The sequence below is a fragment of the Nostoc sp. DSM 114159 genome, assembly GCF_053470285.1.
In genome coordinates, this window is the sequence record NZ_JBPFEH010000001.1 from 4,746,518 (window position 1) to 4,758,984 (window position 12,467).

A 12,467-nucleotide genomic window follows, 5' to 3' on the forward strand; every position below is an offset into this window, starting at 1 on the left:
AAATTAAGTAAGATAAGCATAAACAAAGGCGGAAAAAATGCACTTGACTTAAGAACAAGATCAATGAGAAGACTTTAATACTGTTGTCCCAAAATCTTCAGGAGCCAAGTTGATGTCACAGGGCTTTGAAACAAAATCTGCGGATGAACTTCAAAACGCACGTAGTCAGCGAAAGTCAAAAGAAATAGCAGACATCGGCAGTATTCAACAGAGTTTAATGGAGCATTTTGGGGATATCAAAGACCCAAGAGTAGATCGAACCAAAAAACATCAACTCACAGATATTTTAGTAATTGCGATTTTAGCCATCATCGCTGGAGCGCAAGGGTGGGAAGATATTGAGAATTATGGCATCAGCAAGCAACAGTGGTTAGAAGAGTTTTTGGCATTACCAAACGGTATTCCATCGGATGACACCTTTCGTCGAGTATTTGAATTCATCGACCCAGAAGTATTAAATCAATGTTTTCTGCAATGGGTGGAAACCCTGGTTGGTTCGATGGGGGGAGAGATTATCCCCATAGATGGAAAGACCATTAGAGGTTCTTATGACCGAAATCAGGGTCAAAGCGCACTCCACGTCATAAGTGCCTGGGCAAGTGAACAACGTTTAGTGTTGGCACAGGTAAAAGTAGAAGATAAATCTAATGAAATTACGGCGATTCCCGCATTATTAGAGTTACTAGATATCACAGGTGCTATCATCACCATTGATGCAATGGGGACACAAACTGAAATTGCCAAACAGATTGTCGCTAAAAAAGCTGATTATGTCCTAGCACTTAAAGCTAATCATCCCACTCTCCACTCTCAAGTACAACAATGGTTTGAAACTGAGAAAGCCAATAATTTCCGAGGCGTTGATGTCAGTTATGACAAACGAATTGAGAAAGCACATCATCGCCGAGAAATTCGTGAAGTTTGGACTGTACCTGTTGCTGCTATTGGCGAGCTTTATCAACCCAAATTATGGGCAGGATTGAAAACCCTAGTGATGGTAGTTCGTGTGCGTCATCTTTGGAACGAAACTACCCGTGAAGTTCAGTTTTATCTCACCTCTTTAAACAGTGATGCTCAACTTATCGGTCGGGCTATCCGAAAACACTGGGGCATTGAAAACGAGGCTCATTGGACTCTCGACTGTACTTTTGCTGAGGATGCTTGTCGCATTCGTTCTTTTCATAGTCCCCAGAATTTTGCGCTTTTAAGACGCTTTGCTCTCAATGCCCTTAACCTTGAACAAACTTACAAACGTAGTCTTCGTCAAAAAATGAAACGCACTGCTATGGATAATAACTATATGATTCAGGTTCTTAGTTGTTGTTTGATTGACAATATATTAGGTTCTTCCGATTCCTTGCGTCAAGCCTGATTGAGATGCTCTTACCCTGGTAATAGAAGTATTTTCTGATACTAATTTAATTTACAAATCGTTCTAGAGAAATAATTAGCTCGGCAGTGCTTCTATCTTCAGGAATAATTTATGAATTATTTATAAAAATTAACAATATGTTTTTCATTTTTGGCTGTTTACAGTATTTATTCCTTGGCTAAAATACAGATTTACTACATAGTAAATCTCGTTTATAAACATAATATGTTTTTAACACTATTATATATACAGCAGTTTTCTTTTGGATGAATGTAGTACAAGTTACGGATTTGAAGACAGAAGGTAGAGGTAGAAACTGTTTATATCTGATTTATCATTCTACGTTTTGTACCTTCTTGACTTACAAATTACTGTAACTATAAAAAAATCATTAAATAAAACCAATTGTTTTTTGAGATTGAAACATAGCAGATATATTTGGTAAAAATTAGGATGTTTTTTACCAAATATATCCTGTAAAACTACTCTTTTTTGTTGACTTGTTGTAGATAACTTAATAACCAATTTGCTGCCGTTGCCCTACGAGTTTGCCTAGGCCCAAATTCTCCAATTTTGTAACCTTTGAAACCCAGTTTTTCTTTTAGCATTTGTTTATTTTCAGCAGGAATGGAACGAGTCAATTTGACAGTTGCGGGGCGAGATGCAATGAAATCTGGTGGTTGTGGGTACTCATTATGCCATTCTGGTGCAACTTGGTTAGTATCCCATTGTGCAATTGAGGAGTCATAGCGATAGCCTAAATAATGCCATAGCAACTGATTGACTGTGGCATCATCAAGTTTATCGTCAAGAATTGCCCAAATTGTTTCTGTATTAAGTGGTGGCAGGTTAGACATAAACAATTCAAAATTCCAAGTGGAATAACTGACTACTGTTTAAATTACAGCAGTTTTCAAGTATTTAGACTAGGACTTAAATTAGGAGTAGAGTAGTTTAATTACTTGAAAAGCGCTGGAAATATACAAAAACTAGTAGGTATTAAGAAAGACTGGAATTAATTTCGCGAGTTGGAGTTAAAAACAGATTGTGTATACACAAAGTAGGTAGACTGGATATCGTAAAGATTAGACCAGTCTATGCAGAATTCTACAGCACTGCCAAAGATTATCCGCGCCCATGTATTCATTTCTGGGCGAGTCCAAGGAGTGGGTTATCGCTATTCCACTGTCGATACAGCTAGGCAATTGGGATTAACCGGTTGGGTGCGGAATCTCCCCGATAATCGAGTAGAGGCAGTTTTTGAAGGGGTGCGAGAGGTTGTAGAGAACATGGTTCGCTGGTGTCACTCCGGGCCACCTGCTGCTGTAGTTAAAGATGTTGTAGTTGAATATGAGGAACCGGAAGGGTTACAGGGATTTGAAGTGAAGCGGGTTGAGTAAATAGTTAGTCATTGGTCACTTGTACTGAGTTTCGACTGCACGGTAATCGAGCGACTTGTACTGAGTTTCGACTGCGCTCAACTAACGCGTAGTCGAAGTAAGTCGAGATTCAACTATCGCTTGTCGATCGCTCATTGGTTAAATACAAATAAATATCCTAGTGTAATGTCTAAGCTGTGTAAAAGGGTTTGTAGTAAGCACGAAGTGCTTAAAAATAAGGACTAAAGTCCTTACTACGAGCTTGTTTACCCATCAATTTCAACTTGACAGACCGCTATACCGACTGTGAAAAATTTTGATTACAATGCAGATGTCAACTAGGCGGCGTGCTGTCTATCCACGTAAATCCAGAAGATACTCAATGAGTAATCAATTAAAAGACTACAATCCCAGCGGCGTAGGTGAAATAAATGGCAACCTCTTAGGTTTGCCCTGCGATTATGAGTCTGCAAACTTGATTGTTTTTGGTGTGCCGTGGGAAGTCACTGTTTCCTATGGTGCAGGTACTGCTAATGGCCCACAGCGAATTCTAGATGCTTCAACTCAATTAGATTTGTTCGATTTCGATCACCCTGATGGTTGGAAGCAGGGAATTTTTATGGAAGAAATTCCCCAAGATATTTTAGAGAAAAACACATACTACCGCGCTTTGGCAGCAAAAATTATCGGGCGATTAGCCGAAGGTAAACAACTTTCAGATACACCAGATTTAACATCTGTCCTCACAGAAATTAATCAGGCTGGTCAACAGGTTAATCAATGGCTGTTTGAAAATTGTCAGGCAGCAATTAATAATGGAAAGCGAGTTGCAGTCATAGGTGGAGATCACAGTTCGCCTTTAGGTTATTTCCAAGCATTAGCAGCTAAATATCCAAACTATGGCATTTTGCACATTGATGCTCACGCAGATTTACGCGATGCTTATGAGGGATTTGAGTTTTCCCATGCGTCGATTATGTTTAATGCAATGAAAATACCGCAAATTTCCAAACTGGTGCAGGTGGGTTTGCGTGATATTAGTCATGATGAAGTGCAAATGATTGACGAATCTGATAGTCGCATTATTGCTTATTACGACCCAGCTATTAAGCAAAAGCTTTACTCTGGAACAACTTGGCTTGATTTATGCCGAGAAATTATCAATCATTTACCGGAGCATGTTTACATTAGCTTTGATGCAGATGGTTTAGATCCAAAACTCTGTCCGAGTACAGGTACTCCTGTTCCAGGTGGGTTGGAATTAGAGCAAACATTTTGTCTGTTCCGGGAATTGGTTAATAGTGGGAGAAAAATTATTGGCTTTGATATCTGCGAAGTCGGGGATGGTGAGTGGGATGGTAATGTTGGGGCGCGGGTAGTTTACAAGCTGGCAAATTTGATGGATTTATCTCAGCAGAAAATATAAACGATAAAATTTTGGCAGAGTGGCAATGATACTGAACTCAAGGCGATGACAACAGCAAATCCCGTCTTTTACCCTCGAAGAATTCCTCAAACTGCCAGAAACCTACGCCTTGCCACATCAAAGTTTTTAACAGTGGATTTGACAGTTGAGCAGGTTTTTGGGTGGCTAAGACCAATTCGTAATTCGTAGTTAGAACACGAATTGTCGAGTTATAGCTATTTTCAGGTATTTGAACCATACCTCTCGAAGGGGTGCAAGGCCTTGCTCCCCTACCGCGTGGTCTATTTACCTGAAAATAGCTGTAAAAGCCTGATGGTTGGAGTTCAGAACTCGGAAGTTGCACCTTTTTGCTCGGACTGTCGAGTTCAGAAGTTGGAAGTTGCACCTTTTTGCTCGAACCGTTGAGTTCAGAAGCCGGAAGTTGCAGTTTGGAATTTAAGTTGTTGAGTAAAAAGGCGTAGGCGTAGCCTATCAAAGACATCGCTTTGTCTTTTTTGGGAATTGGCTAATAGCGATCGCAAAATTATTTCCTTTAATATCTGTAAAGTTAGTAATCCTAAATGGGATAACAATGTAGGTGCGCGGCTTGTTTGCAAGCTGGTGAATTTGATGGATTTATCTTAGTAACGAACCGCAGTGCGATCGCAGAGAATAAATAAATATTCTCCATTTGGGCTTTTATTTTAGGAAAATTAATTTATATACTCCCATACAGCTATTTAATTAAGTAGATTCAAGAATATGTCTAATCCAGTTAAAGTATTTTTTTCCTACTCCCACAAAGATGAAGCGTTACGTGACGAGTTGGCAACTCATCTGAGCATGATGAAACGTCAAGGAGTGATTGAAGCTTGGCACGATCGCGAAATCAGTGCTGGGAGTGAATGGGCAAATGCCATTGATGACAATCTTGAAGTTGCAGATATCATTCTGCTGCTAGTGAGTGCTAACTTTCTGGCTTCAGATTACTGCTATGACAAAGAAATGACACGGGCAATGGAGCGACACGAAACGCGGGAAGCTCGTGTAATTCCGATTATTCTTAAGCCGTCAGACTGGAATGGTGCGCCTTTTGGGAAACTGCAAGCATTACCCAAAAATGCTAAACCTGTCACAAGCTGGCAAGACCAAGATGAGGCTTTTTTAAATGTCGCTCAAGGGATTCGCAGAGTAGTTGAGGAAATGGCGAAAACAAAACCCTCCTCCTCAGCCGCTTCTGGAACTACTACACCTGCGACTTCCAGCCCTGCTGCAACGAGTGGGGGTTTAACTGAGCGCCAGCGTCGTAGATTAGAGCAAGAACGGGATTCACTGCAACAACAGTATGACCTGGTTAGCACAAAATTAAGTCGGCTGCGCCAAGCTTACCCCATTGAAACCGATGTATCTACAAAGCTGAAGCTAGAAGTGCAAATTCAGTCAGCCGAAACAGAACAAAATAGATTAGATCGGCAGCTTGAAGAAATCGAGCAAAAGCTTTTGTAGTTATATTTTAAAACAGCGACAGTATCGCCATGCCCCCAATAAAGTCTATTGAAGTTTTTATTTCTTACCACCAGGAAGATGAAGAACTGCGCCAAGAGTTAGAGAAGCATTTAGCGTCTTTGCGTCGGGAAAACATTATTACAAGTTGGAACGATCGTAAAATCGTTGCTGGGCAAGAAATCAAAGGCGAAATTGATCGGCATTTAAACCAGGCTGGACTGATCCTACTACTAATCAGCCCTGATTTTATGAATTCTGATTATCACTGGACAGTTGAAGTTACACGAGCCTTAGAACAGAATGCAACTGAAAAGGCTCGTGTTATCCCAGTGTTGCTACGCTATGCGGATTGGGAAACTCCTCCCATTAATGAACTGTCTCCACTGCCTAGTAATCGCAAACCGATAAAAAGCTGGAATGATCGAGACGAGGCATTCTTAGAAGTTGTTAAGGGGATTCGGGAGGCAGTACGATTAATTGCAAACTCCAATTCCTCACCCCCCAAGCAAACAACCCAAGAACTAGAAGAACGTCAATATCGAGTCACAAGCCTGATCAACGAAGCCAATCGTTTGCGCGAAGCTAAAAAGTTAGAGGAAGCAGCCCTCAAATACAAAGAAGCCCTAAGCCTTGACCCAAACTCTGTATATGCTCACAATGAACTGGGGATTACGCTGTACGGTCAAGGAAAGTTGTCAGAAGCGATCGCCGCCTACCAACAAGCTCTGCAAATCGACCCAAACTATGCATTCGCTCACAATAACCTGGGGTTAGCGCTGTACAATCAAGGGAAGTTGTCAGAAGCGATCGCCGCCTACCAACAAGCTCTGCAAATCGACCCAAACTATGCATTCGCTCACAATAACCTGGGGAATGCGCTGACAAATCAAGGGAAGTTAGAAGAAGCGATCGCCGCCTACCAACAAGCTCTGCAAATCGACCCAAACTATGCAAACGCTCACAATAGCCTGGGGAATGCGCTGACAAATCAAGGGAAGTTAGAAGAAGCGATCGCAGAACTAGAAATAGCTGTTCGCCTCGATCCTAGTCGCGCTCTGTTTCGTGACAACTTAGAGATTTATAGAAATGAGAAGAAAGGTTTTTGGGGACGTTTATTTGGTGGGTAAAATATTCTCAGTCTTATTCATCTAAACGATGTGCGTTAGCGTAGCTCGTCGTAGACATCGCCTGTTGTTGACGATGCGATCGCTGAGAGTCTTGTGTACTAGGAGACATGGCTTTGTTTGTTTTGAGAATTGGTCAATAGCGATCGCCAAATTATTTGCTGTAATCCTGAATGAGATAATAATTTAGGTGTGCGATCGTATTCAACAATTTCTCAAAGTCTGATTCGCTGTGAATATCAGGAGTCAGCGTGTTCATGTCTTTTAGCAGGTTTGTGAGTTGGACAATTTCCGTTGGCAGACTGCTGAGTCGATTATTGTACAGGTCGAGCGATCGTAAGTTGGTGAGTTGGACAATCCACCTACTTATAGCGGTTCCCATTCAGATGCGGTACAACATTACATCAACAGGTGTAGGGGCACGGCAGTACCGTGCCCTTACGGGTGTACTTCACGTAAACGAGAACCGCTATATATGATGTCTGCTTGATTACTTATAATAAAATCTATCCTTGTTCATGTTGGGTTTCGTTCCTCAACCCAACCTACAAATATCATAAGTGTTTAACTAAACCTGATATTAATGAAGCCTAAACTTTTGAGTTCTTAGTTGATTACCGTAAGAGTATAGGGCATTTTGATTGAGTGCATTTTCATCCAGAATTTGTATCAGGAACAAACAATCAGTATATCAGCGTCTGTCTCTATATCTGTTTCAGAACACAGCTACTAAAGTAATTCCAACTGGTGAAGTTCTGGAATTATATACTTTATTGTCCATTAGTGGCTGGATATTATTTTTTAGTTCTATTTTACTATGAAAATCATGTTGAAAAACTACTTTAACACCAATCAAGGGCGAATTTTCACTGCTTTGATTTTGACTGGAATTTTGTCTGTTGCTAGCAGTTTAACACTTGTAAAAGGTGCGGCGGGGGCTTCTCTTAATTTATCGCTAGAAACAAGCAATGAAATTATCAAAGACAATATTAAACCAAACCGTTTGCCACGTCCAGTAGCTAATGCGGTACTGCGCGATTTAGCCCGCAGGCAGGGAATTTCTACTAGACAACTGCAAATTATTAACTACAATCAACAGACTTGGCGCAATGGTTGCTTGGAACTGCCTCAAGCTGATGAATTCTGTACCCAAGCCTTAGTTCCTGGTTGGCGGATTGTGGTATCTAATGGCAAAGAAAACTGGATTTATCATACCAATCAAACAGGTTCCGCAGTCAGACTAAATCAAAAGGCTAATGAAAGTACACTGAATCCTGTGCAAATTCCAGCCAGCGAGTTACCACCACCGTTAGATCGAGATATAGTATTTCGCCAAATCTCCAGTGGGGGTTTTGCTGGCAGAACCTACGAGACTGTTTTACTCAAAGATGGGCGGCTGATTCGTGTGCGGATTGGTGATGCCAATGATTCTGAACGTAGTGTTCGCCGCGTTTCTGTGCAACAGGTACAACAATTTGTGCGATCGCTAGAACGTTCTCAGTTTAGTAAATTTCGGAATTTGAGTTACCCAGCCCCCAGTGGTGCTGCTGATTATATCACCTACACCCTCACCAGCCAAGAAGGTACGGTTCAGTACAACGATATTTCTCAAAATAACCTGCCAAAGAATTTACAGACAGCAGTCAAAGCCTGGAATCAAATTGTCGCCAGCGCACAATCATAAACTTCATTGATGGAATTGAAGAATAAGAAAGTAGCGGGAACCTAGCTACAGAATCGCCACTCTCTTATCAAGTGACGAGTTGCAAATTTCCTAAATGCTGGCGATGTCTACGACGGGCTACGCCTACGCGCTATCTTGAAAAATCAACTTTCAAGATAGCAAAACTAATGAAAGGTGTTTACAGCAATATTTGGTTGAAATACTTATCTAATTCGCCGTTTTGGAAAATACCACATAGGATTAAAATGAAACATGAAGGCAACTGTTAACAATAAGCTACTCAAACAGCAATATTATATTAAATTGTCAATCATCCAAAAGAAGTATATTCAAAATATTAATCAAGCTTTCTATAATTTTTGGAAAAACAGGCTTGTATATTAATCAAACATTAATTACATGGAACAAGTCATTACTTCAATGGCAGATGCTTTGTTAGTAACCAGTAATTCAGGAAAAATAAAAAAAGTAAATCATGCTGCTCAAGAATTATTTGGTTTTCAGGAAGAAGAATTAATAAATCAACCAATATCATTAATTATTGACGAAGATCAATTTTTAATTAAAGCTATTTGTCAACATTCTTATTTAAAACGTAATGCCCAAAATCTAGAAGTGGTTTGTCGAACCAAAACTAGAGAGAAACTGTTGATTGCTTTTTCTTGTTCAGTGATTCCCAAAAAAACAGAAGGACTAGAAGATATTGTCTATATTGGTCGGGATATTACTGCTTGGCAACGCCGAGAACAGCGTACAAGTGCCCAGTATTCTATTACTCGCATATTATCAGAATCACAAAGCATAAAACAGGGGATTCCCCAAATTTTGCAGTCGATTTGTCAAAACTTGGGATGGGATTTAGGCGAACTTTGGACACCAAGCCAATATATTGGCACTTCCTTACAAGGAGATAGTCTTAATGCAGTATTAAGGTGTGTAGAAATTTGGTCAAGTCGATTAGTTTCTGTCCGAGAGTTTAAAGCAATCACTTGGCAAACTACTTATACACCTGGGGTTGGCTTACCTGGTCGAATTTGGATCGGGCGTTTGCCTTTATGGATTAAAGATATCACAGTAGATGGAGATCAAAGGCGATCGCTACTGGCTGCGGAGGCTGGATTGCACGCAGCTTTTGGCTTTCCCATTTTAGACGATAGTGAAATCTTAGGAGTGATGGTTTTCTTTAGTCGGGAGTTACTACCAAAAGATAAAGACCTACTGCAAATGATGGGTTCTATTGGTAGCCAAATTGCCCAATTTATCAAACGCAAACAAGCAGAAGACGCTCTTGTAGAAAGTGAAGAGCGATATCGAGATTTATTTGAAAATGCTAATGACTTGATTCAATGTGTCAATCCATCTGGTCGTTTTTTGTATGTCAATCGTGCATGGCGAGAAACTTTGGGATATAGCGAAGCGGAAATCGCGAATATGAGTATTTTCGATATTATACATCCAGAGTTTAAACAAAGCTGTTTGCAAAGATTTTATCGCGTACTATCAGGAGAAAACCTTGGGCAAGTAACAGCTATATTCGTTACTAAAGACGGTCAAACAATCTTTTTAGAAGGTAATATTAATTGTAAATTTGTTGAAGGTCATCCAGTTGCGATTCGCGGCATTTTTCGCAATGTCAGCCAGCGAGTAGCAGCAGAAGAAGCACTTCGCTATCAGCAGAAAGAAACCGAACGTTTATTGCTGAATATTTTGCCAGTCGCAATTTCTAGAGAAGTCAAAGAACAACCAGCTAAAATTGCCGAAGATTTTGCTGATGTCACAGTTTTATTTGCAGATATCATTGGCTTCAGCGAAATTGCTACTTCTATGAGTGCAATTCAACTGCTGAACCTACTCAACCCAATTTTCTCAGTTTTCGATCGCCTCACCGAACGATATAGTTTAGAGAGAATTAGAACTATTAACGATGCTTATGTGGTGGTTGGTGGCTTACCTACACGCCGCCAAGATCCTGCTCAAGCGATCGCTCTGATGGCACTGGATATGCAAACTGCGATCGCTCTATTTAATACTGAGAATAACCAAAATTTCAGTACCCGTATCGGCATCCATAGCGGTTCGATAGTTGGGGAAGTCATCGATCTGAATAAGTTTACTTATGAATATAAAGACACAGTAAACATCGCTCGCTCTATGGAATCCCAAGGTATTGCTGGTAAAATCCAAGTTACAGAAAATACTTATAAGTGCTTGTGCGATCAATTTGTATTTGAAAAACGAGGCGAAATTGAAGTTAAAGGCAAAGGGAAGATGACAACTTATTTGTTGATTGGACGCAAGGGATGAGGGCATTAGGCATGAGAAGAGACAAGGTAGACAAGGGAGAAACTTGTTCTATAATTCCCCCTTGTCCCCTTGTCCCCTTGTCTCCCCTGCCCCCCTGCCCTTCTACCTATTCCCTTAGTGAGTATTCGGAATCAGTCGTCCACAGGGATAAGTTGCTGTTGGCTGTGAAGCACTTTCAGCAACCGCTGCTGGAACCCGATCTGATGGTTGGGTTTTGGCTGCTAGATAATCTTTTTGCAGTTTATCTAAAATGGCTTCTCGCCTGTCGTATATACGCTTCAGGGGACGAGGCTGGCATTTGTTTAACACATACGCACTCACCAGTGGTAAAGCGATCGTGCTATCGGTATAACAAACGATTGTGTTAGGTAACTCATCCGGGTCAATTTTACCCCAGCTGACAGCTTCCGATGGGGTCGCCCCAGATAAACCGCCTGTATCTGGACGTGCATCGGTAAACTGCACAAAATAATCGTGTCCTCGTTCTTCCAACCCTAAAACTTCGTGAAGTTGCGGTTGAGTTTGTAGCAAAAAGTTTTTAGGACTACCGCCACCAAGAATTACAGCCGCACTTTTACCTCCTGATTCACGGGCATTATATGCGATCGCTGCTGTCTCATTCACGTCAATTGATGGATCTATTACCAACTGCGAACCTTCCAATGCTAAAGCCGCTACGTTCATCCCAATTGAGCTATCTCCTGGAGAAGACGTATAAATCGGTACGCCATATTCATAAGCTGTAGCTAGCAAGCAGGAATGCTGCACACCCAATTGTTTTTCTACTTCTCGGACATATTTACCTAGTAAATGGTGAAACTCAGCCGTTCCCATCCGCTTCTGAAACGCTTCTCCTTGGAGAATCTTGCGGATGAACGCATCAGTTTCTAGCAGCACATCATAACCAAAGATAATGTCATAAATGCGGATCGTGCCTTCTTGACGCAGTTTCACATCATCCAAAAACGGATTACCAGCAAAGAGTTCAAAACCCAAACCATAATGCATATCGTGGTAAAGATTTGCACCAGTGCTAATCATCCAGTCAATAAAGCCGTTGCGAATCAAAGGTGCAAGCGCTGAAACCCCAAATCCTGCTGGCGTCATCGCACCGGAAAGGCTAACTCCCACCGTGACACCTTCTGTTAGGACATCGCGACTCAGTAGTTGGCAGATTTCCCGCAACCGCGCTGAGTTGTAAGCGGTGAAGTATCGATCGATCAAATCCACCACACTGATATCATTTGATATAGGTGTTGGTGCAATTTTTTGACCCAGCTGTTTAGACATTTTGGCACTCCCGAACAGTAAACACGCCGAATCTAATGGTATCTAGCTTTCAGCCAAAGTGACAGCAATATTTTTTTACCACTAGCTTGAAAAAGTAAGTGAGGAGTAGGAGAAGACTTTTTCAGCCCTTTTGGGATTTTTCGATGATTACAGGCATATTAGTCACATTGCTGCGAAATCGCACCATAGTTTGACTAACACTGGGTTGTAATTCAGTGTGTGCGATCGCTTTTTCGGTTTTGGAATGTTAATGCCTTAATAAACATTAGTTGCAAAGAATTAACAATTAGTATTTTTTCTTTAATAACTATCTTAAATCTTTTAACTATCTGCTTAACTGTCTTAACTGTCTTTTAATTCTTTAATTTTTGATTTAACTATTTGTTTAACTGTCTTAACTGTC

At 40.8% G+C, this 12,467-nt stretch carries 11 protein-coding genes; 7 read left to right on the forward strand and 4 right to left on the reverse strand.

What is annotated here, in order from left to right; genetic code table 11:
* The first annotated feature begins 112 nt into the window (after positions 1-112).
* Entirely contained in the window at positions 113-1,372 is a 1,260-nt protein-coding gene (locus ACR5KR_RS19585) for an ISAs1 family transposase (RefSeq protein ID WP_448265261.1), read from the forward strand.
* Between the two features lie 482 nt (positions 1,373-1,854).
* Here the strand turns inward: ACR5KR_RS19585 and ACR5KR_RS19590 are convergent, their stop codons facing one another.
* A complete protein-coding gene (locus ACR5KR_RS19590; protein ID WP_448267678.1) occupies positions 1,855-2,229 on the reverse strand; it encodes a DUF1823 family protein in 375 nt (124 codons plus the stop codon).
* A gap of 240 nt (positions 2,230-2,469) precedes the next feature.
* On the opposite strand from ACR5KR_RS19590, the gene ACR5KR_RS19595 reads away from it, so the two are divergent.
* Positions 2,470-2,772: an acylphosphatase gene (locus tag ACR5KR_RS19595; RefSeq protein ID WP_445630884.1), complete on the forward strand. Its 303-nt coding sequence runs from the start codon at positions 2,470-2,472 to the stop codon at positions 2,770-2,772.
* Between the two features lie 361 nt (positions 2,773-3,133).
* A complete protein-coding gene (gene speB, locus ACR5KR_RS19600; RefSeq protein ID WP_448267679.1) occupies positions 3,134-4,177 on the forward strand; it encodes an agmatinase SpeB in 1,044 nt (347 codons plus the stop codon).
* Between the two features lie 37 nt (positions 4,178-4,214).
* On the opposite strand, the gene ACR5KR_RS19605 is transcribed toward speB, so the two are convergent.
* A complete protein-coding gene (locus ACR5KR_RS19605; protein WP_448267680.1) occupies positions 4,215-4,658 on the reverse strand; it encodes a hypothetical protein in 444 nt (147 codons plus the stop codon).
* A 260-nt stretch (positions 4,659-4,918) separates the two neighbouring features.
* Between ACR5KR_RS19605 and ACR5KR_RS19610 the strand changes: the two genes are divergently transcribed.
* Together ACR5KR_RS19610 and ACR5KR_RS19615 are read left to right on the forward strand one after the other, a co-directional pair.
* On the forward strand, positions 4,919-5,662 hold the full coding sequence (locus ACR5KR_RS19610; RefSeq protein ID WP_448267681.1) for a toll/interleukin-1 receptor domain-containing protein: 744 nt from the start codon (positions 4,919-4,921) through the stop codon (positions 5,660-5,662).
* A gap of 29 nt (positions 5,663-5,691) precedes the next feature.
* Positions 5,692-6,789 (forward strand): tetratricopeptide repeat protein, encoded by a 1,098-nt coding sequence (locus tag ACR5KR_RS19615; RefSeq protein ID WP_448267682.1) that lies wholly within the window; start codon positions 5,692-5,694, stop codon positions 6,787-6,789.
* 151 nt (positions 6,790-6,940) lie between these two features.
* On the opposite strand, the gene ACR5KR_RS19620 is transcribed toward ACR5KR_RS19615, so the two are convergent.
* Positions 6,941-7,168 carry a hypothetical protein gene (locus ACR5KR_RS19620; RefSeq protein WP_448267684.1) on the reverse strand — a complete coding sequence of 76 codons (228 nt, stop codon included), beginning with the start codon at positions 7,166-7,168 and terminating at the stop codon, positions 6,941-6,943.
* Between the two features lie 435 nt (positions 7,169-7,603).
* Here ACR5KR_RS19620 and ACR5KR_RS19625 point away from each other — a divergent pair, with 435 nt between their 5' ends.
* Together ACR5KR_RS19625 and ACR5KR_RS19630 are read left to right on the forward strand one after the other, a co-directional pair.
* Positions 7,604-8,470, forward strand: a complete 867-nt coding sequence (locus ACR5KR_RS19625) for a hypothetical protein (RefSeq protein WP_448267685.1) — start codon at positions 7,604-7,606, stop codon at positions 8,468-8,470.
* A 399-nt stretch (positions 8,471-8,869) separates the two neighbouring features.
* On the forward strand, positions 8,870-10,774 hold the full coding sequence (locus tag ACR5KR_RS19630) for an adenylate/guanylate cyclase domain-containing protein (protein ID WP_448267686.1): 1,905 nt from the start codon (positions 8,870-8,872) through the stop codon (positions 10,772-10,774).
* A 114-nt stretch (positions 10,775-10,888) separates the two neighbouring features.
* Here ACR5KR_RS19630 and ACR5KR_RS19635 read toward each other — a convergent pair whose 3' ends face one another.
* Positions 10,889-12,064, reverse strand: coding sequence for a homospermidine biosynthesis protein (locus ACR5KR_RS19635; protein ID WP_322682330.1), 1,176 nt, complete (start codon positions 12,062-12,064; stop codon positions 10,889-10,891).
* Between the last annotated feature and the right edge of the window lie 403 nt (positions 12,065-12,467).

Bases quoted from the DNA above. Each gene is read 5' to 3' on its own strand.
- ACR5KR_RS19585 (WP_448265261.1), top strand. From the start codon at position 113: ATGTCACAGGGCTTTGAAACAAAATCTGCGGATGAACTTCAAAACGCA.
- ACR5KR_RS19590 (WP_448267678.1), bottom strand. From the start codon at position 2,229: ATGTCTAACCTGCCACCACTTAATACAGAAACAATTTGGGCAATTCTT.
- ACR5KR_RS19595 (WP_445630884.1), top strand. From the start codon at position 2,470: ATGCAGAATTCTACAGCACTGCCAAAGATTATCCGCGCCCATGTATTC.
- speB (WP_448267679.1), top strand. From the start codon at position 3,134: ATGAGTAATCAATTAAAAGACTACAATCCCAGCGGCGTAGGTGAAATA.
- ACR5KR_RS19605 (WP_448267680.1), bottom strand. From the start codon at position 4,658: ATGTCTTTGATAGGCTACGCCTACGCCTTTTTACTCAACAACTTAAAT.
- ACR5KR_RS19610 (WP_448267681.1), top strand. From the start codon at position 4,919: ATGTCTAATCCAGTTAAAGTATTTTTTTCCTACTCCCACAAAGATGAA.
- ACR5KR_RS19615 (WP_448267682.1), top strand. From the start codon at position 5,692: ATGCCCCCAATAAAGTCTATTGAAGTTTTTATTTCTTACCACCAGGAA.
- ACR5KR_RS19620 (WP_448267684.1), bottom strand. From the start codon at position 7,168: ATGGGAACCGCTATAAGTAGGTGGATTGTCCAACTCACCAACTTACGA.
- ACR5KR_RS19625 (WP_448267685.1), top strand. From the start codon at position 7,604: ATGAAAATCATGTTGAAAAACTACTTTAACACCAATCAAGGGCGAATT.
- ACR5KR_RS19630 (WP_448267686.1), top strand. From the start codon at position 8,870: ATGGAACAAGTCATTACTTCAATGGCAGATGCTTTGTTAGTAACCAGT.
- ACR5KR_RS19635 (WP_322682330.1), bottom strand. From the start codon at position 12,064: ATGTCTAAACAGCTGGGTCAAAAAATTGCACCAACACCTATATCAAAT.